This window comes from Enterobacter cloacae complex sp. P42RS (assembly GCF_014930595.1).
Lineage (GTDB): Bacteria > Pseudomonadota > Gammaproteobacteria > Enterobacterales > Enterobacteriaceae > Enterobacter > Enterobacter bugandensis.
The window spans coordinates 160,875-181,125 of record NZ_JADBRK010000002.1 but is presented as its reverse complement, the minus strand read 5'-3'; the positions used below and the strand labels follow the sequence as shown (position 1 = coordinate 181,125).

Below are 20,251 nucleotides of genomic sequence, written 5' to 3'. Positions count from 1 at the left end.
TCTGTAACTCAATCTTGAGAATTGTAGCACTTTCAGGCTAGCGAAACGCTTCGGTGAATGGAAAGATGCCTGTCAGATACATAAAGACACCAAACTCTCATCAATAGTTCCGGAAATATTTATTGACAGAATTTATTGACGGCAGTGGCGAGTGTCATAAAAAAACCAATGAGGGTAATAAATAATGATGAAGCGCAATATTCTGGCAGTGGTAATCCCTGCCCTGCTGGTAGCCGGTGCAGCTAACGCTGCAGAAATCTATAACAAGAACGGCAACAAACTGGACTTCTACGGTAAAGTTAACGCCGAGCACGATTTCGTGACCTCCGGCGATGACACTAACAATAACGACGCTACCTACGCGCAGATCGGTTTCAAAGGCGAAACTCAGATCAACGACCAGCTGACCGGTTACGGCCAGTGGGAATACCGCTTCATGGCTAACCAGGCTGAGAACACCGCTCAGTCTAACAAAAACCGTCTGGCCTTTGCTGGTCTGAAAGCGGGCGACGCTGGCAGCATCGACTACGGTCGTAACTACGGTATCGTATACGACGTTGAGTCATACACCGATATGGCGCCGTCCTTCTCCGGTATGACCTGGGGCGGTAACTACGTTGATAACTTTATGACCAGCCGCAGCACCGGCCTGCTGACCTACCGTAACAGCGATTTCTTCGGTCTGGTTGACGGTCTGAGCCTGGGCGTACAGTACCAGGGTAAAAATGACCGTGCTGACGTTAAAACCTCTAACGGTGACGGCGTAGGTTACTCCCTGGGTTACGACTTCGGCGAAGGCTTCGGTGCAATCGCATCTTACAGCAACGCTAACCGTACTCTGAACCAGAAAGCTGATGGCCAGGGTGATAAAGCTGAAGCATGGGGCGTGGGTCTGAAATACGACGCTAACAACCTCTACCTGGCAACTACCTATGCAGAAACCCGTAACACCACCCGTACCGGTTCTAGCGGTGATGCAGGTTTTGCTAACAAAACTCAGAACTTCGAAGTGGTTGCTCAGTACCAGTTCGACTTCGGCCTGCGTCCAGCAATCTCCTACGTGCAGACCAAAGGTAAAGACCTGGCTGCCGTCGGCGGCTTCAGCGGTGGCGATGCAGACCTGGCTAAATTCATCCAGGTTGGTACCACTTACTACTTCAACAAAAACTTCAACGTGTGGGCTGACTACTACATCAACCTGCTGGATAAAGACACCGACTACGCGAAAGCTGTTGGCGGTCTGAACGGCAACGACGATATGGCTGCTGTGGGTGTAACCTACCAGTTCTAATCAGAACACCACTTTGTTATATGCATAATGAACAGGGCTTCGGCCCTGTTTTTTTATGCCTGACAGAAAATAATGGCGACTTTTGAAAAGCCGCACGCTTTTCGTCGCAAACGGTTGGCATTTTGTAAATCTACCGTTAACCTGATAGCGGATTTCACTTCTGTAATCACAATGGAACTTCGTCATGTTTGAGAACATTACCGCCGCTCCTGCCGACCCTATTCTGGGCCTGGCCGATCTGTTTCGTGCCGACGACCGCCCTGGCAAAATCAACCTGGGTATTGGTGTATATAAAGATGAAACCGGCAAAACTCCGGTACTGACCAGCGTTAAGAAAGCTGAGCAGTATCTGCTGGAAAATGAAACCACCAAAAACTACCTCGGTATTGATGGTATCCCTGAATTTGGTCGCTGCACCCAGGAGCTGCTGTTCGGTAAAGGCAGCGCAATTGTGAGTGACAAACGTGCGCGCACGGCGCAGACCCCTGGCGGTACCGGCGCGCTGCGCGTGGCGGCGGATTTCCTTGCGAAAAACACCTCTGTGAAGCGCGTATGGGTGAGCAATCCAAGCTGGCCGAACCATAAGAGCGTCTTTAACTCTGCCGGCCTGGAAGTGCGTGAATATGCTTACTACGACGCGGCCAATCACTCTCTGGACTTTGACGGCCTGCTGGCAAGCCTGAGCGAAGCGCAGGCGGGTGACGTGGTGCTGTTCCACGGCTGCTGCCACAACCCAACCGGTATCGATCCAACGCTTGAGCAGTGGGAACACCTGGCAAAGCTCTCCGTTGAGAAAGGCTGGCTGCCGCTGTTTGACTTTGCTTACCAGGGCTTCGCCCGCGGTCTGGAAGAAGATGCTGAAGGCCTGCGCGCGTTCGCAGCCGTGCATCAGGAGCTGATCGTTGCAAGCTCCTACTCCAAGAACTTTGGTCTGTACAATGAGCGTGTAGGCGCCTGTACGCTGGTTGCGGCTAACGATGAGACTGTCGATCGCGCGTTTAGCCAGATGAAATCCGTTATCCGCGCAAACTACTCTAACCCGCCGGCACACGGTGCGTCTGTTGTTGCGACCATTCTGAGCAACGATGCGCTGCGCGCGATTTGGGAACAAGAGCTGAACGATATGCGTCAGCGTATCCAGCGCATGCGCCTGCTGTTTGTGAACACCCTGGCGGAGAAAGGCGCTGACCGCGACTTCAGCTTCATCATCAAACAGAACGGTATGTTCTCGTTCAGCGGCCTGACCAAAGAGCAGGTTCTGCGTCTGCGTGAAGAGTTTGGCGTATACGCCGTAGCCTCTGGCCGCGTAAACGTTGCAGGCATGACCCCTGACAACATGGCGCCACTGTGCGAAGCGATTGTCGCCGTCCTGTAATTTGCGCCCACAAAAAAGCCTGCGTTAAGCAGGCTTTTTTTATGCTGGTTACCAGACAGGCATTTCATCCTGAAGGAACGGGTTATGGAGCCGTTCATAGCCCAGCGTCGACATCGGACCGTGACCAGGGATAAACGTTACGTCATCACCCAGCGGCAATAACTTCTGTTTGATCGACTGAATCAGCTGCCCGTGATCGCCGCGCGGAAAATCGCTGCGTCCTACGCCCCCTTTGAAAATCACATCGCCGGAAATCAGCAGACGGGACTGGTCGTCAAAGAAGACGATATGGCCTGGCGTATGCCCAGGACAATGCAACACCTGTAAAGTCACATTCCCTACGTTAACGCGCTCTCCTTCGTTCAGCCAGCGATCGGGCGTCAATGGCAGACACTCATCAAGGCCAAACATGCGGCTTTGGGCGGGTAACCCCTGCAGCCAGAACTCATCTTCTTTTTCCGGGCCAATAATCGGCACACCGTAGTGTTTAGCCAGTTCAGCCGCTGCGCCTACGTGGTCGAGGTGACCATGCGTCAGTAAAATCTGCATCAGCGTCACGCCGCTGTCGGCAACGTCCTGCTTGATTTTCTCAGCGTCACCGCCGGGATCGACAAGCGCGGCCAGTTTGGTTTGCTCGCACCAGATTAATGAACAGTTCTGGGAGAACGCGGTAACCGGAATAATACGATAGTTCATACTGCTCCTGTGTTTCGTTATTACCAGTGCCGAACCGGCCCGGTATCAATATGCACAAAGTTGCTACGTGGGTAATATCCTACACCACCCGCGCGCATAGATAACGCGGCTTTGCGAATATTGGCTAACGAAACGCCTTCAATGTGGAAATCCATTGCCTGTCCCTTCGTGTGGTAGCTTTTTTTCGCTACCCCACGGCTATGGGCGCGCAGTTCATTGTTGGTATCAATTGAGCGATAACCAGAAATAAGCTGCACCGGCTTGCTGGTGCCCAGCAGGCCCTGAAGGCGGAAAAGCTGATCAAACAGTCCCGGGTCGATGGCTTTTACTTTATTCGCGCGGAAATCACGGAAAAAATGGTTGAGTCTTGCTAATTCATCCTGAATATAGCCTCTGCCATCGAAAAACTCCGCTTTTAGCGACTCACCGGTGTGAAGATTGCTGAGCGTTAAAACGCGCGGACGAGGTGTCGAGAGGGTGGCAAATGCTGGCGTCGGTAAGATGGCCGCTGCGCCAAGCGCAACACCACCTAACGCCAGCAGCTTGCGGCGATTAGCGTCAAATTTGTCCATGATAATCAGGTCTACAGGTCAAAGAAATCGTAATATGCTTAGCGCACGAAGGGCACCTTAACTGGCAAAACAGGGTACGTCAAGGCGCCCAACCCCAGTGAATACGCGGCTTACAGCGATATTGGCCCCGATTCACCATAACTTACGACAATCATTTTTCCCGAACTACTTCATTTACCTGATTAATTGTTCCGCTTTTGGCAAAATTTGTGCGCCGGATCGCGCGGTGAGATCATAATTGTAAATATCTGTACGGTACTGCGTGCGACCGTCTTCACCCACAAACGCTGTCAGATAATAAAGATTAACCGGAATGTTGTGGCGAATATTCACGTAGCGCGTATCACCCTGCTTCAGGGCGTCAGAAATACGCGTATCGTTCCAGCCCGCATCCTGCAGCAGCATGTTGGCCAACTCCGAGGCTTTATTCACCCGCACGCAGCCTGAACTCAGTGCTCGGGTATCTTTCTGGAACAGATTGTGGTTCGGCGTATCGTGCAGATAGATAGCATCTGAACTTGGCATGTTGAATTTGTAGCGCCCCAGCGAGTTATGGGCTCCGGGAGCCTGCTGGAAGCGGAACGGCAGGTTGGAGGCCGTGATCGTCGACCAGTCGACCATGTAAGGATCGATCGCCTCTTTACTGTTCCAGCCACGCATGACCGTATAGCCGTGACGTTCCAGATAACCCGGATCGTTCCAGACCTTAGGCAGAATGTCCTTACGCGCCAGCGTCGGCGGCACGTTCCACGGCGGGTTAACCACCACGTTATTTAACGCGCTGCTCATCATCGGCGTTTTGCGATCCGGACGCCCGACAATCACGCGCGAGGCCAGCTTCTCGCTACCGTCCTGATAATAAACCAGTGAATAGGCCGGGATATTGACCATAATGCCGGTAGACAGCGTGCCCGGCAGCAAACGCAAACGCTGAATATTAAGCGCCAGCACCCCGGCCCGCTGCGCAGGCGATACGTTAAGCCAGTCACGCGTTGAGGGTCCAATGACACCATCGGCTCCCAGCCCCTGAGCGGCCTGGAACTGTTTAACCGCGGCGACCAGCTCGCGATCGTAAGCCTCGGGCTTATTGCTCAGGGTAGTGGCCTTGTTCTCTTTTACGGGCGCTGACGGGCTGACCACCGCGCTTTGCGGATCGTCGCCCGGCAGGGCAATCTTCGGCCCGCCATCAAGAATACCGGAGCGTTTAAGGATCTCGCGCAGGGCTGGCACATCGCTGCTCCACTGACCCGGACGCAGCGTTGCGGTCCCCCGCATTTGCGGCCATGGACGCGAGTCCCCCACCAACGCGAGGAGCGACTGGTGCATCGTGGCATACTGTGGATGCGCCGGCGCGAGGCTGGTAATGAAGTGCGGCAGGTCGCCGTTATCCAGCGCTAATTGCCACTGGTTAATCACCGACAGGGCTGGCGTCGCCAGCTTATAGGGCCTATCGCTGTACAGCCAGCGGTTGCCATTGACCGGAATACCCGCCACAAACTGCAGGTAACCCATCATGGCATCGGAAAGGACCACGTCCCGCGCCTGACCGGTGACGGCAGGATCGGTTAGCAGCTCAACCCACTTCGTAAACTGCGGCTGGAATCCCGCAATCGCCACTTCCGCCAGCTGTTGCTGGAAGGCGCGCACGGCTTCACGATTTTCCCACATGGGTTTCATATCGCGGGCAGCATATAGCAGCGTGAGCTGATTGATATAGGCAGGCGTGTAGCCTGAAGGCAGGCCTGTCTGGAGCTGCTGGCTGAGCGATTCAACGTCGATGCCTTCCGGCAGCGGCTTAATCCCGGCCATGATGGCCGTTGCCGTAGACTGTTCCAGCGGCTGAGACAATGACGTCGGCTGCGCGCCTGTCGTTGCGGTGCTGTCAGTCGGCACAATTTCAGGCTCGTCGGCCTGGGCGGTTAACAGTGGAGCAAACATCACTGCCAGACATAAACTCAGCGCTGACAGTTGACGACCACATTCTTTCTTTAGCAACATCCCTTGCCCCCTGTTTTCACGACATGCCCATCACGGTGGGGCTTTCTTTTATTATAGGTAGACGACAACTCTGTTGCCTTACCTTATGTAAAGAAGTTTAAAGATAACGCAGCCCTGAACACAAGTTAAGAGAATAAAAAAAGCGGCGCTTCTGCGCCGCTCTTTGTAACAAAACGCCTCAGGAAGCGTCTGCCGTGGTTTCCGGCAATGATTCCGGCGGCTGCGGCGCAAAGCCACGCAGCCCGACAACGTGCACGTGTTCGCTGTTCTGGAACACTTTACGCACCAGCTTATAGGTGGTGCCTTTTTCAGGGCTGATGTTTTCCGGTGCCGCAATGATGAGCTGCATATCGAGACGTTCGCAAAGTTCAAACAGCGTGGCAATCGAGCGGGCATCAAGACGCGCCGCTTCATCGAGGAACAGCAGTCGGCATGGGGAGATGTCTTTCCCGCGCAGGCGGCGCGCTTCATCTTCCCAGCTCTGTACCACCATCACCAGAATCGACATCCCGGTACCAATGGCTTCACCGGTCGACAGCGCTCCGGATTCCGCACGCAGCCAGCCGTCTGAACCACGGTTTACCTCAACTTCCATTTCCAGGTAGTTACGATAGTCCAGCAGCTCTTCACCGATGGTTTGCGGCGTACGCTGGCCCATATCAATCTGCGGATTCAGGCGCTGATACAGCTTCGCCAGCGCTTCGGAGAAGGTCAGACGGTTGCTGTTGAACAGATCCTGATGCTGCTCGTGCTGCTCAGAGAGCACTTCCAGCAGCGTCGAGTGGGCTTCCCGCACGTTGACGTTAAGACGCACGCTGTTGACCTGACCAAACGAGACGCTCTGCAGCCCTTGGTTCAGCTGGCGGATACGGTTCTGCTCGCGCTGAATGGTTTTGCGAATGATATTCGCCACGCTGCGGGAGCTGATCGCCAGCTTCTGCTCGCGGGAGGTCAGCTCTTCCGTCAGGCGGCCCAGCTCGATTTCCATCTGTTCGATGGCTTCGACCGGATCGTCGGTACGGATAATGTCCTGACGAATACGCTCGCGCAGGTGCTGATAAACCGCAACGAAGAACTGGATTTTACGTTCAGGACGTTTCGGATCCTCTGACATGCGCAGCACGTCGCGCAGGTGTTCGTTATCCGCCACCGCCAGACGCAGCGCACCCAGCGCCTTATCCGACATCGAACGCAGCTCATCGGCAGAAAGGTATGCCAGCTCGCGACGGTGCAGGCGACGTTCAACGTTGTTGTCTTTCACCATCCGCATCACGGCGCACCAGCCCGCTTTCGCCGTCACGACCTGCTCGCGCATTTCATGATAGTCGCGCTCCAGCTTGCGCAGGCGGCGGGTCAGGTTATCCATTTCCGCTTCGCAGAAGGTGAGCGCTTTCTCCAGCTGATTACGACGCGCGCGGTTATTGCTGAGCTGGCTATGCAGCTCATCACGACGAATGCGCGCGCGTTCTTCCGCCCCGCTGTCGGCACGAACGCCAATGTCCTGCAGCTCTTTCTGCAGGTCGTTTAACAGCTCTTTCTTGGTGTCGAAGGAGCTTTTCAGCGAGGCCAGCACCTGGTTGTACTGGTTCAGCTGAGCGGAGTGGCTGCGCATCGCTTCGCGAGCGCGGGTACGTTCCGCTTCCGCCTGCTCAAGGCGCTGGCGCAGTTTTTCATTCAGGTCGCTGTTACCGCTCAGCATTTCAGCCGAATCGGAGTAGCCGAAGTGCGCACGACGCTGCACCACTTCCGTCAGGGCAAACGCCTGCTGACGCGCTTCACGCTGCACCTGCTGCGACCAGGCGTAATCTTCTTTTAACTGCTCGAACTGTTCCGGGTCGCTCTGCAGTACAGACACGACGGGCTCCAGCTTCGCCAGCTGGTTGCCGTGCTGCTGCACGAAGCGCGCGGCTTCCTGGGCTTCATCCAGACGTTCCTGGATCTCATCCACGCGGTCGGCCAGCGTGTCATCTGCCAGCAGGTTCAGGCGCGGCAGAATGCGGTTAAGGGCAGCGACGCCCTCTTTCGCCTGTTCGAACTGGACGCGGCTCTGCTGGTTGTCACTTTCATGACTGGCAATCGCGCGCTCCAGCTCGCCACGGCGGGTGTTGAGCTTGCGGATTTCCGCTTCCGGGTCGGCTTCAAACGCCACGCCCAGATGGCTGCCGATAAAGCGGCTGAACGCCTGGTGCAGACGCTGGGTTTTCTGTACGTCAAACGACAGAGTGGCAAAGCGTTCAGACAGCGTTTCACGCTCGGCGTGGAGACTCTCGATGCGGCTTTCGCGCGCGGCGCGGCCAAACAGCGGCAGCTCCGGGAAGCGGGAGTAACGCCACTGGCGATCGGCGATTTTCACCACCACCGCTTTTTCCAGCTCGTCAACGCTGAAAACGCTGTCATCAAACGACTGCGGATCCCCTTCGATCAGATAGAGATCTTCCGGGCAATCTTCCAGCCCTGCGAGCTGCTCAGAAATCAGCGACAGATCCGGCACCACAATTGCGTTGCGGGATGGACCGTACAGCGCGGAGAAGTACGGCGCATCGTCCAGGCCAACGTCATCGTAAATCTCAGACAGCAGTACGCCGCCAAAACGCTCGGCTAAAGTGTTCAGACGCGGATCTTCTGACCCGCCCGGCTGGCTTAAGCGCTCGATTTCTTCATCGACGTCACGCTTGCGGGCACCCACTTCGTCACGTTCAACAATGGCTTCGCGCTCGCGCTCCAGCAGCTGTTGCAGATATTCGGTCACTTCCTGGCTGGACTCGAACTGCTCGCCGCATTGTTCGCTGAGCTGGTTCAGGCTGCTTTGCGCTGCCAGCCAGACCGGCGCACGCTGCAGGAGCGCCTTCGAACGGGACTGAAGCTGCTCCAGCTCCTGACGCAGCGTCATACGCTGTTCGCTGGCATTTGATACGGTATCGGACAGGGCCGCAATACGCGCTTCCAGCTCCTGATGCAGGGCCTCAAGCTCGTCGAAATCGTAATGTTTACCCTGACGCTTGCAGAACTCGGCCAGCAGACGTTCGGCTTCCTGCTGCTCGCGCAGGCGCTGTTCCAGCTCGTTCAGGCGCATACGCAGCGGCTGCACCTGCTCGGCCAGATGGCGCTGGTTGACGCCGTCGCGCAGCAGTTCACGGGCAACGTCCCAGGCTTCGCTACGCGCCAGCGGGCCGTTAATGGCAACTACCAGCTGATAAGCCTGTTCAAACTGGCTGTGCGCCGTTTGCGCGACGCTCATTTTCTGTTCAAGCGAGAGCAGTTTCTCGGTGGCTTCCTGCTCTTTGGCCTGGAAGGTGTCCAGCCACTCGTCGGCACTTTCCGGCGTCAGATCCGGCAGATGACACAGCTCTTTCGCACGCTGTAGCGCCTGCAGCGCCTGGTTGTATTGAATCGCACGCGTCTGCTGCACGTCCAGCGCCTGCTGGTAGTCCGCAAGCTGGCTTTTCAGCTCGTCCACTTCCAGCTCGGCGGCTTCGGCGCGGGCTTCATTCTCTTCCTGCATCTCGGCGGCTTCGGCCACTACTTCATTTTGCTCTTCGAGACGAATTTGCAGCTCATCGAGGTCCGCTTCGTAGCGTTCGATCTTTTCCTGCTGACGCAGCGCGGTCTGCACCAGGTTCAGGTGATCGCTGGCGGCCTGATAGTCGGCTTCCAGGTCGCCCTCGGCACCGTTGTGCTCACCCAGCTCGCGCGCCATTTCGACGTGCTTGTACTGCTCGGCCACCAGCTGTTTACGGGAGGTAAACAGCTCGCGGCGATATTCTAATGCCTGATCGAGATGGACGCGGCGCTCGTTGGCGTGGCGCATGTAGTCCGCCGCAACGTAGTTGGTCGCTTCACTGATCAGGTGTTTAAACAGGTCGCGGTCAGACTGGGTAACGCGAATCGCTTCCAGCGTCATGCGGTTTTCACGCAGTGCCGCCTCCATGTCCTGGAAGGCCTTACGCACGCCGCTGTTTTCCGGCAGCAGATAGTCACGCAGGGAACGGGTAATGGCGCTGGAGATACCGCCGTACAGGGACGCTTCGATCAGACGGTAGTATTTACTACGGTCTGAAGCGGTGCGCAGACGGCGCGCCACCACGCCCAGATCGAACATCAGTGAGTGATAGTCAGTAATCGAGTTGAACTGCTTAAACTGCACCCCTTCGATGGCTTCAAGCTTGTCCTTCAGCTCCTGCAGCGTCAGGACGCGCGCCTGGCGTTCATTCAGCGTTTCCGTCAGCAGCGCGGTCGGCTGTACGGAGGTTGGCAGCCCCTGAATGGCGAACGGTTTGATATCCACTTTACGGTCGCGGCCGGCAACCTGTTGCAGACGTACGCCCACCACCACGCGCTGGTGACGGGAGTTGATGACGTCCAGCACGGAATAACAGACGCCCGCTTTCAGCTTACCGTGCAGGCCTTTATCGCGGGAGCCGCTTGTCGCGCCCGCTTCGGTGGTGTTACGGAAGTGAAGCAGCGTCAGGTCGGGGATTAGCGCCGTTACAAACGCCGCCATGGTGGTGGATTTACCCGCCCCGTTACCACCTGAGAGCGTCGTGACCAGCTCATCCAGATCGAAGGTTCGGGCAAAGAAGCCGTTCCAGTTAATCAGCGTCAGTGAGCGAAATTTACCGCGTTCAATCATTACTCTTCCTCCCCGCTATCCGGCAGATTCTCTTCATGCTCATCATTGAGCTGCAAATGGTTTTCCACCGGCATCGCTTCACCGTCGCGGATCATGCGAAGCTGCGCTTCACGCGCATCATCGCCCGCACGCACGTCGGCGCCGAAGCGGAAGACCGATTCCGTGATGCGGAATTTGCTGCTGTCGTGGCCCATAAACCAGACCATCCCCAGACGGCGCAGACGGTTCAGGGAAGAGCGAACCTTTTCCTGTAATTTTTGACGGTCAAGATCCGACCCTGTCGAACGGTTATTCACCAGCTTAAGCAGCTTGCTCTCATCCGCCAGCGTCAGCAGTTCATCGTACAGCTCCTGCTGGGTGAAGATGCCTTCATTTGCCAGGCGTTCCGGGCTGAGGTAGAGATAGCAAAGAATTTTGCCAACCATCATGTCCAGCTCGGAGAGCACGGAGCGCGGGATCAGGGTCGTGGAACGCGGGCGCAGATAGAAAAAGCCTTCCGGCGCGCGGATAAGCTCCACGTTATAGCGGGCGTAAAACTCTTCCAGGTACTCCTGGAAGTCCATCAAAAAGGCGTGATTATCCAGCTCGTCCAGGCCAATGTGACGACCGGCACGCAGCTGGCTGTCCAGCGCCGGAAATAACGGATTCGCCAGCGCCTGTGCCAGCTTAACTGGCATCACTTGTTCAATATTTGTCAATGACATGCGCCTGTACCTTGGCTCCGTAATCGTTAATTGGCTGCCACTTCGGCGGCAGTCCGGTGAAGTCTGCTTGCGCGATACCCAGGCGCACCGCCTGGTCTACCACAATGCGGGCAACGTCGAAGTGGCGCGCGCGCGGATATTGCGCCAGATAGTCGCGCACCACGAGCCCAAGATCCAGCGGCGCTTGTCTGGTTTTGTAGACGGCGAGCTGTTCTTCGATCATCGCCGCAAGTTGCTCACGAATTTCGTTGAATTCTTCGTACTCCAGATCCGGCGGCAGTTCACCGGTGACCTCTTCATCGCGCAGCGCCATCTCTTCGTCGCGCATATCCAACAGACGATCGGCATTGGCATAGGTCAGCGCCCACGGTGCATCAAAGTAGGTCTGTACCGACTGACGAAGACGCTGAGCAAAGACGCGGTTTTTATCCATATCAATCGCGGTACGGATAAATTTATGCACGTGGCGGTCATAGCCGATCCACAGATCGATCGACTGCTGGCCCCAGCTGATAATGCGGTCAAGTTTGCTCTGCAGATCAAACACCAGACGGTCGATAAAATGCAGATCGTCGTGCGCCAGGGTCGCATCCTGGATGCGCAGCAGGTTGGCCTGCAGCTTGTCCCCTGCGGCCTCCAGCGTATCCTGCAGCTCACGCAGCGTACCGGAGGTTTCTGACAATAAAAGTTCACAGCTGGAAATGGCCGCACGCCAGTCTTTGTTCAGCAGCTGCGCGATATCATCTTTCACCTGCTGCTGCTGCTCGTCCATCAGACGCTGAGTGAGATCGATACTGTCGAAAATCTCGGCCACCGAGTATTTCAGCGGCGCGTAAACGTTGCGGTGCCAGTGGAATTCGTCACCGTTTTCATCGGCCGCGTCAGCGGCACGTTTAAGCTCACCCGCCACGATCGAGAGCTGCATGGAGAGACGCAGCGTGGAAAATTCGCGCTGGCGAATGTAGTAGTCGGTGATGCCGATGCCCAGCGGCGTCAGGCGATAGATGGCGTTTCCTTCCGCCTGCTCGCTGGTAAAGCGGTTCAGCAGACGTTGACGCACCATATCGTTGATTGCGTTATTGGCACGCACGCTAATGGTTTCGCTGGTTTGCTCAAACGCATCACTGACGTGGCGGAACGCATCCACCAATTCACCCTCGCTCATTTCACCATCCAGCCGTTCGCCGTTCAGCGTGGCAACCGCCAGCAGGAAAGAGAGTCTGTCTACCGGCAGCGAGATGGAGAAATCGTTTTTCCTGGCCCAGGCAACCAGTTCGGGGACTGTCTGGGAAAATTCACTCATAGGTTATCCTTGCATCTGCGGCTTGTGCGCGGTGACGTGAATATAGCGGCCAAGGCTGACGAACGGCTCCTGGCGGCAATACCGCGTTTCTAATTCTGTTAAGGTGTCAAAACAGTCACGCTGTTTGTGTTTTTCACGCAGATAATCATGAAACACCCTGACGCCCGTCTTCCCGACGATCTGCCAGCCAATCTCTTCCAGCCAGCCGTAAACCTGCTGCGGATCGCGCGGATAGTCCGGGGAAAGCGTGCGTTTTTTCTTTTTCGGCATCCCGACCTGAACATAGTCGAAGTTCCCTGCCACCATGTTGTGCATCAGGAAGCCGTTAGCATTGTAGAACATCAGCGACAGCGTACCGCCCGGACGTAACATTGACCACAGGGTTTGTAACACGCTTTGCGGATCGGCAACCCACTCCAGCACCGCATGAAACAATATCAGATCAACCTGGGTTTCCAAATGCTGCGCGATGTCCTGAGCGGCGCATTGTATAAAATGCATGTTGTCGCTCACACCTTTCTCTTCTGCCGCACGCGTCGCGCGGGCGACCATTTCAGCAGAAAGATCGCAAAGCGTGACGTGATGACCGCGTTCAGCCATTTTTATCGCCGTCTGCCCTTCACCACCACCGGCGTCCAGCACGCGCAACGTTTGACCACCGAACGTCGCCAGAATAGTGTCCAGATCCTGCCAGAGGATCGTCTGACGGAGCTGCCCTTTCGTGGTGCCATAAATGTTGCGCGAAAACTTTTCCGCGATGTCATCAAAATTGCGATCCCGCATTGGGAGAGTTCCACTCGCTAACTGCAAAACCGCTATTTTGTCACACCCGCGCGGAGAATGAACCTCTCTGGTGTAATATCACCGGTAATCATCTGCTGTATGGTCAAAAAAGGAACCAAAAAGGATGCTTTTTACCCTTAAGAAATACGTTGGAGGGATGATGCTTCCCCTTCCGCTGCTGCTTATCATCATCGCGCTGGGGCTGGCGCTGGTGTGGTTTAGTCGCTTTCAGAAGAGTGGCAAAACGCTTATTACGTTCGGCTGGCTGGTCCTGCTGCTGCTGAGCCTGCAGCCGGTGGCGGATGGACTGCTGCGCCCCATCGAAAACAGGTACCCTACGTGGCAGGGAAACCAGAAAGTTGATTACATCGTTGTGCTGGGCGGCGGGTATACCTGGGACCCTGACTGGGCCCCCAGTTCGAACCTGATCAACAACAGCCTGCCGCGGCTAAACGAAGGTATTCGCCTGTGGCTGGCGAATCCGGGATCAAAAATGATCTTCACCGGCGCAGCGGCCAAAACCAACCCGGTGAGTACGGCTGAAGCGGGGGCCAGAATCGCGGAATCGCTCGGCGTACCGCGTTCCTCTATCATCACGCTGGACAGCCCAAAGGATACCGAGGAAGAGGCTGCCGCGGTGAAGCAGGCGATTGGCGATGTTCCGTTCTTACTGGTGACCTCCGCCTCGCACCTGCCAAGAGCGATGATTTTCTTCGAGAAGCAAGGTTTGCACCCGCTTCCCGCACCGGCAAACCAGATGGCCATCAGCGCGCCGCTCAACCCATGGGAACGGGTGATCCCCTCTCCGATGTGGTTGATGCATAGCGATCGCGTTGGCTACGAGACGCTCGGACGCCTCTGGCAGTGGCTGAAAGGCTCGTCAGGCGAGCCAGGGCAAGAGTGATTTAGCCGCCAGATCGAAGTTGGCGCGATTGAAACGTCCGGTGTTGACCAGTTGCGCCACTTCGTCCCAGAGCAGATAAAGCCAGCGACGCCAGAGAAACGCCTCTGCAACGGGCGCGCGTTGAAGGTAGTGCCACAGTAAACCTTCCGCCGCCCCGCTGTCGCTGAGCCTGAACAGCTCATATTCCCGCGGTGCCCAGAGCATGATCCCCGGCCCTAGCATCGCCAGGAGCTGATCGCTGCGGGAGTCTTTGAGCATACTGCGCAGAGTAAAATTGCCGTGGATCAGCACGCAGTTGTCGTTAAAGCCGTCGAACAGCGCCGGTAAGCACTCGCGGGTGCGAAACAGAATACGTTTGTCCTGCATGGTCAAGCCGGTATTGTTGAACTGGTTAAGCGTCCCCCACAGCACTTCCACCCGCTGGCGATACCACAGCGGCCACAGGTTTTCCTGGGTGCTGTCAACCGGACCAACAAGCCCTCGGCTATCCTGTCGGTGCCAGGCTAGCAGCGCCTCAACAATCTGATCTTTCAGCTGTTCCCAGCGTTCCGGCGTACGCGCGGGCGCTTCTACCGGCACACCGCGTAAACGCTCAATCAGCAGTACGTCCGGGCCGGGATGTTCCTCGTGGGTCATCACGCCGTACACGGTCGGCATACGGACGGTTCCCTCCCGTGCCAGCATCGACATTTTCCAGGCAAGCTGCCTGGCGACGCCCGGCGACGAGAAGCTTCGTGCCATCAGCGGCATCGGGTTGCCCTGGCCGTCATACAACGACCAGAGCGCGGTATCGACCTTTTCACTCACGCATTCGACCCGGCTTAACTTCTCACCCAGCAGATGGCTAAGTTCGGCACGCAGCTGTTCCATATGAGATTACCCCCATTAAGACTACTGCTTTTATAATGAGCGCACAGCGTGAAGATGTCACCCGGAAGAGATCAATTAGGGTAAAGAAAGGGGAATTTGCGGGGAGAGGACATCCCTCCGAAAGGAGGGATGCAGGCGGGATTAGCGCAACTCGGCGCGGACGCGCTCAAGATCTTCCGGCGTATCAACGCCCGTTCCCGGTACTTCGCGGGCAACGGCAACGTGGATTTTTTCGCCATACCAGAGCACGCGAAGCTGCTCCAGCATTTCGATATGCTCCAGCGGGCTCGGTGCCCAGGCTACATAGCGGCGAATAAAGCCGGCGCGATAGCCGTAGATCCCAATATGACGCAGGAAAGAATCACCGATGGTCTCTTTAGAGAGCGCAAAGCGATCGCGATCCCACGGAATCGTAGCGCGGGAGAAATAGAGCGCATAGCCTTCGGCATCCATCACCACCTTCACCGCATTCGGATTGAATGCCTCTTCAGCGTGGTGAATAGGCACCGCGAGCGTCGCCATACCGACCTGACGCTGCGCCAGGTTTTCCGCCACCTGACGGATAATAACGGCCGGGATCATCGGCTCGTCGCCCTGCACGTTTACGATGACCGTATCGTCACTGAAACCACATTTCTCAACCACTTCAGCCAGACGCTCGGTGCCGGACTGGTGATCGGCGCGGGTCATGCACACCTCACCGCCTGCGGCCTCAACCGCACGGGCGACATCAGGATGATCGGTTGCAACGATAATGCGGTCGGCACCGGACTCACGCGCCCGCTCAAGGACATGCACAATCATCGGCTTGCCGTTGATATCTACCAGCGGTTTACCCGGCAGACGCGTTGAGGCATAACGTGCAGGAATAATGACAACAAAACTCATGGTTTGCTCTCTTCTGCCACCAGGGAACGGGCTTCATTTTCCAGCAGTACCGGAATGCCGTCACGCAGCGGGAAGGCCAGACTGTCCAGCTTGCAGATCAGCTCCTGTTTGTCCTGGCTGTAGTAAAGTTTGCCGTTGCATACCGGGCAGGCAATAATTTCAAGTAAACGGTGATCCATAGTTCCTCCGTATGGGTAATCGCTAAAGCTTAACACATTCCCTTTTCAGGGCGTGCCTGTTTCCCAGCCACTTCGACAGGATGTGAATAACCCGTCAGGTACCCGGCCAAGCGTTACGTCGCGAGCCTCCTGCCAGCGCGCGAACTCGCTAATGGCGGACGTTAACCCTTTTTCCAGGCTCGCCGTGACCCTGATGCCCTCTTGCAGATAAAGGGCAATGACTTCAAGCGTGCCGGTCTTGCGGTGCATTTTGGCATCCATGCGTCCGACCAGTTGTCCCTTGTGCAGCAGCGGTAAAACAAAGTAGCCGTATTGCCGCTTTGGCGCCGGGGTATAGCATTCCAGCCGGTAGCTGAAGTCAAACAGCTGCTCGGCGCGTTTTCTGTCCCAGACAACCGGGTCGAACGGCGACAATACCGCGCTGTGGGTCGCCCGGAGTTTCCCCTCCAGAGCCTCGGGCAGCAGAGGGACAAGATCCGCATGCAGCCACATTTCTCCCAGCGTTTCCACCATAACGGGAATAACTCGCTGTTCACGCTGCCACATCCCCAGCAGAGGCTTCAGCGCAGGCTGACGGAGACGGTAATAGTCTGCCAGCCATTGCGGACGGAAAATGCCCAGGCTGCGGGCGCTGTTCTCCAGCATGATGGCCTCGGCCGCCTCCTGAGTAAGCAGATCCCGCTCGTCGTCCCAGTGAGGCATTACGCGATGCGTCAGATCATAAACGCGCTGAAAATTACGCCGTTCAATGACCATGACTTTGCCTGACGTGAACAACCCTTCAAGATGACGCTTGTGCGGCTTCCACTCCCACCATCCGCCTGCACCTTTGCGCGGATGTTCAAAATCGGCGGATCGAACGGGGCCGTTTTCCTGAATATGGCTGATAAGCTGCTCTATTTCGGCCTCATGTTCCTCCATCCACGCCTGCCGGTATTTCCATCCCATCTTTTCCGGAGCAAGCATACGGTGACGTACCAGGGCGAAATCGCTACGGGGCAGGAAGCAGGCTTCGTGAGCCCAGTACTCCATCAGCTCCCCTTTGGAGAGCGCCTCATCCAGCCACTGCGGAGGATAACTCCCCAGGCGGCTAAACAGCACCAGGTAAGGGCTACGGGCGACAATGTTAATGGTGTCGATTTGGAGCAGCGACATGCGCTGGACGGTAGAGAGGATATCGGCAGGCTGCGCGCGGCGACGGGGCTTTTTGAGCAGCCCCTGCGCGGCAAGGTGTAAATGACGTGCGGCTGAAAGCGAGAGTTGCGGTAAAGACATGCGTTTTCCTGTCAGTCAAAGCGCCACCAGAACCGCGTAAGCCTCTACTGCACCAACGCAATCAGTTCCTTAAGCAATTGTTCCGGCTGTTCGCCGCTGAGTTCAGCGTCAACGGGCAGATACCACCAGTTTTCTTTCGCAAAGGCACGGCATTTCACCGCATCTTTTTCGGTCATAATGAGCGTCTGGCCAGGCGCGGTAAACGCCTCAACCTGCTCTGCCACCATCGCCTGATGGTCAGCCAGCGGAACGCGTTTTTCCAGCCGGGCGCCACACTGTTCCAGCGTCGCGAAGAAGCGCGGCGGATGACCAATACCCGCCATTGCCACCAGCGAAGGCAGTTCTGCAACCGCCCGGCGTTCACCCGTCACCAGGTTGACCGCCATTCCCGGTAACAGACGCATAGGAATTTCACCCGCCTCGGCTTCACCGCCGTTAACAATCACCGCATCAACGGACTTCAGACGCGAAGCCCGTTCACGCATGGGGCCAGCGGGCAGCCACCAGCCGTTGCCGAAACGACGAACGCCGTCGATAACTACAATCTCTTTATCACGCGCCAGAGCGTAATGCTGCAGGCCGTCGTCAGTGATGATGATTTGTGCCGCGTGTTCAGCAAGCAGGGCCTGCACGGCGTCGCTGCGCACCGGGGAGACCGCAACCGGCGCACCGGTACGCTGGAAAATCAATACTGGCTCATCACCTGCTTCTGCGGTCGTGGTTTCCGCCGACAGCAGCAATGGGTAGCGCGCCGCTTTACCACCATACCCACGCGATACCACGCCGGGGCGGATGCCGCGTTTTTGCAACTGCTCCACCAGCCAGATCACCACTGGCGTTTTGCCGTTGCCGCCCGCCGTGAGGTTACCCACCACGACTACCGGAACCGGCGCGCGCCAGGCACGCTTGATCCCCAGACGGTAAAACAGGCGAATAATGCCGCTCACCAGGCCGTACAGCCAGGAGAGCGGCAAAAGCAGCAGCCACAGCGGGGATTCACCGGACCAGATGCGTGCAATCATTCGCCGAACTGCATCTTATGAAGCTGGGCGTAAACGCCACGATGTTCCAGCAGATCGGCATGGCTTCCGCGTTCAACAATGATGCCGTCCTCAACCACGACGATCTCATCTGCCTGCTCAATAGTGGACAGACGGTGCGCAATCACCAGCGACGTACGGTTCTTTTGCAGTTCATCCAGCGCCGACTGAATCGCGCGTTCAGATTCCGTATCCAGTGCAGATGTTGCTTCGTCCAGGATCAGTATCGGGCTATCGCGCAGCAGCGCGCGCGCAATGGCAATACGCTGGCGCTGACCGCCGGAGAGCAGTACCCCGTTTTCACCGATGATCGTATCCAGACCGTTATCCATCTTGTTGATAAAGTCCATTGCATACGCCATACGCGCGGCGTTCTCAATCTGCTCGCGGCTGTACTCGTCAGTGCGCGCATAAGCAATGTTGTTGGCAACCGTATCGTTGAAGAGATGCACGTTCTGAGAAACCAGCGCAACCTGGTTACGCAGCGACTGCAGGGTGTACTCCCGCAGGTCGTGACCATCCAGCAGGATCTCACCTTCGTTAATATCGTAGAAACGAGTGATGAGGCTCGCAATGGTGGATTTACCGGAGCCGGAGCGGCCTACCAGCGCAACGGTTTTACCTGCCGGAATCGTCAGGTTGATATTGCGCAGAGCCGGCGTTTCGCGGCCTGGATAGGTGAAGGTCACGTTGCGGAACTCCACGTCGCCACGCGCGCGCTCTACCTCGCGTGTACCTTCGTCTTTTTCCTGTTCAGAATCCAGAATGCTGAACAGCGTCTGGCAGGCGGCCATCCCGCGCTGGAACTGGGCGTTCACGTTGGTCAGGGATTTCAGCGGGCGCATCAGGGCAATCATCGAGGAGAAGACTACGGTGATAGTACCCGCCGTCAGCGTCTCCATTACGCTCGGGAAGCTTGCCGCATAAAGAACGAACGCCAACGCCAGTGAGGCAATCAGCTGAATGATCGGGTCAGAGATGGAAGAGGCCGAGACCATCTTCATCCCCTGCAGACGCATTTTGTTGCTGACTTTGTCAAAGCGTTTGGTTTCAACTTCCTGACCGCCGAAGATCAACACTTCTTTGTGCCCTTTCAGCATCTGTTCTGCGCTGGTCGTCACCTGCCCCATGGTGTTCTGCATATTCTTACTGATATTGCGGAAGCGCTTTGAGACGACGCGGATAGCAATGGACACGACCGGTGCCAGCACGATAAGGATCAGCGACAGCTGCCAGCTGTAATAGAACATCATTGCAAACAGACCGATGATCGACGCTCCTTCGCGCACGACGGTAATCAGCGCGCTTGAAGAGGAGGAGGCAACCTGCTCTGAATCGTAGGTAATACGAGACAGCAGCGTCCCGGTGGATTGCTTGTCAAAGAATGAGACCGGCATGCCCATCATGTGGCTGAACAGACGACGGCGCATGGTCATAACCACTTTCCCGGAAACCCAGGAGATACAGTAGCTGGAGATATAGCTGGTGATACCACGTAAGATCATCAGCCCGATAACCACCAGAGGCATCCATAGCAACACTGAGCGATCCGTTTTACCAAAACCGTCGTCCAGTAACGGTTTGAGGAGCGATAACATAAAAGTATCGCTGGCTGCGTTGAGGATTAACGCTACACCCGCCACGATCAGGCCTGCTTTAAAGGGAGCAATCATCGGCCAGAGTCGGCGGAAGGTTTGCCACGTGGAGAGATCTTTGTCGTTATGCATTCAAAAAACCAGCATT

General features: G+C 56.5%; 16 protein-coding genes. 3 read left to right on the top strand and 13 right to left on the bottom strand.

Annotation, left to right across the window (positions count from 1 at the left end; genetic code table 11):
• Positions 1 to 184 precede the first annotated feature (184 nt).
• Together IM314_RS04130 and aspC are read left to right on the top strand one after the other, a co-directional pair.
• A complete protein-coding gene (locus IM314_RS04130; protein ID WP_041910616.1) occupies positions 185 to 1,291 on the top strand; it encodes a porin in 1,107 nt (368 codons plus the stop codon).
• Positions 1,292 to 1,475: 184 nt separating this feature from the next.
• Positions 1,476 to 2,666, top strand: coding sequence for an aspartate transaminase (gene aspC / locus IM314_RS04125; protein WP_008499949.1), 1,191 nt, complete (start codon positions 1,476 to 1,478; stop codon positions 2,664 to 2,666).
• 48 nt (positions 2,667 to 2,714) lie between these two features.
• Here the strand turns inward: aspC and IM314_RS04120 are convergent, their stop codons facing one another.
• The 7 genes from IM314_RS04120 to cmoM form a co-directional block, all read right to left on the bottom strand.
• Complete coding sequence (locus IM314_RS04120) at positions 2,715 to 3,362, bottom strand: MBL fold metallo-hydrolase (RefSeq protein WP_028012581.1); 648 nt, start codon at positions 3,360 to 3,362, stop codon at positions 2,715 to 2,717.
• Between the two features lie 20 nt (positions 3,363 to 3,382).
• A complete protein-coding gene (locus IM314_RS04115; protein ID WP_028012580.1) occupies positions 3,383 to 3,934 on the bottom strand; it encodes a YcbK family protein in 552 nt (183 codons plus the stop codon).
• A gap of 174 nt (positions 3,935 to 4,108) precedes the next feature.
• Positions 4,109 to 5,932: a L,D-transpeptidase gene (gene ldtD, locus IM314_RS04110; protein ID WP_193358657.1), complete on the bottom strand. Its 1,824-nt coding sequence runs from the start codon at positions 5,930 to 5,932 to the stop codon at positions 4,109 to 4,111.
• Between the two features lie 178 nt (positions 5,933 to 6,110).
• Positions 6,111 to 10,562, bottom strand: coding sequence for a chromosome partition protein MukB (gene mukB, locus IM314_RS04105; RefSeq protein ID WP_193358656.1), 4,452 nt, complete (start codon positions 10,560 to 10,562; stop codon positions 6,111 to 6,113).
• The gene (gene mukE / locus IM314_RS04100; RefSeq protein ID WP_008499954.1) at positions 10,562 to 11,266 is read right to left on the bottom strand and encodes a chromosome partition protein MukE; all 705 of its coding nucleotides are present in this window, start codon (positions 11,264 to 11,266) and stop codon (positions 10,562 to 10,564) included. The genes mukB and mukE overlap by 1 nt, the downstream gene beginning before the upstream one ends.
• Entirely contained in the window at positions 11,247 to 12,569 is a 1,323-nt protein-coding gene (gene mukF, locus IM314_RS04095; RefSeq protein WP_041910621.1) for a chromosome partition protein MukF, read from the bottom strand. The genes mukE and mukF overlap by 20 nt, the downstream gene beginning before the upstream one ends.
• A 3-nt stretch (positions 12,570 to 12,572) precedes the next feature.
• A complete protein-coding gene (gene cmoM / locus IM314_RS04090) occupies positions 12,573 to 13,352 on the bottom strand; it encodes a tRNA uridine 5-oxyacetic acid(34) methyltransferase CmoM (protein ID WP_028012576.1) in 780 nt (259 codons plus the stop codon).
• A gap of 124 nt (positions 13,353 to 13,476) precedes the next feature.
• On the opposite strand from cmoM, the gene elyC reads away from it, so the two are divergent.
• On the top strand, positions 13,477 to 14,256 hold the full coding sequence (elyC, locus tag IM314_RS04085; RefSeq protein WP_028012575.1) for an envelope biogenesis factor ElyC: 780 nt from the start codon (positions 13,477 to 13,479) through the stop codon (positions 14,254 to 14,256).
• On the opposite strand, the gene IM314_RS04080 is transcribed toward elyC, so the two are convergent.
• The 6 genes from IM314_RS04080 to msbA all read right to left on the bottom strand — a co-directional run bounded on the left by IM314_RS04080 (position 14,233) and on the right by msbA (position 20,235).
• Positions 14,233 to 15,126: a YcbJ family phosphotransferase gene (locus tag IM314_RS04080; RefSeq protein WP_028012574.1), complete on the bottom strand. Its 894-nt coding sequence runs from the start codon at positions 15,124 to 15,126 to the stop codon at positions 14,233 to 14,235. The genes elyC and IM314_RS04080 overlap by 24 nt on opposite strands.
• Positions 15,127 to 15,267: 141 nt before the next feature.
• Complete coding sequence (kdsB, locus tag IM314_RS04075) at positions 15,268 to 16,014, bottom strand: 3-deoxy-manno-octulosonate cytidylyltransferase (protein ID WP_028012573.1); 747 nt, start codon at positions 16,012 to 16,014, stop codon at positions 15,268 to 15,270.
• On the bottom strand, positions 16,011 to 16,193 hold the full coding sequence (gene ycaR / locus IM314_RS04070; protein WP_006174474.1) for a protein YcaR: 183 nt from the start codon (positions 16,191 to 16,193) through the stop codon (positions 16,011 to 16,013). The genes kdsB and ycaR overlap by 4 nt, the downstream gene beginning before the upstream one ends.
• 45 nt (positions 16,194 to 16,238) lie before the next feature.
• Positions 16,239 to 17,468 (bottom strand): winged helix-turn-helix domain-containing protein, encoded by a 1,230-nt coding sequence (locus IM314_RS04065; protein ID WP_041910622.1) that lies wholly within the window; start codon positions 17,466 to 17,468, stop codon positions 16,239 to 16,241.
• A 44-nt stretch (positions 17,469 to 17,512) separates the two neighbouring features.
• Positions 17,513 to 18,490, bottom strand: a complete 978-nt coding sequence (lpxK, locus tag IM314_RS04060; RefSeq protein WP_041910623.1) for a tetraacyldisaccharide 4'-kinase — start codon at positions 18,488 to 18,490, stop codon at positions 17,513 to 17,515.
• Positions 18,487 to 20,235 carry a lipid A ABC transporter ATP-binding protein/permease MsbA gene (msbA, locus tag IM314_RS04055; protein ID WP_028012570.1) on the bottom strand — a complete coding sequence of 583 codons (1,749 nt, stop codon included), beginning with the start codon at positions 20,233 to 20,235 and terminating at the stop codon, positions 18,487 to 18,489. Before msbA ends, lpxK begins: the two co-directional genes overlap by 4 nt.
• Positions 20,236 to 20,251 lie beyond the last annotated feature (16 nt).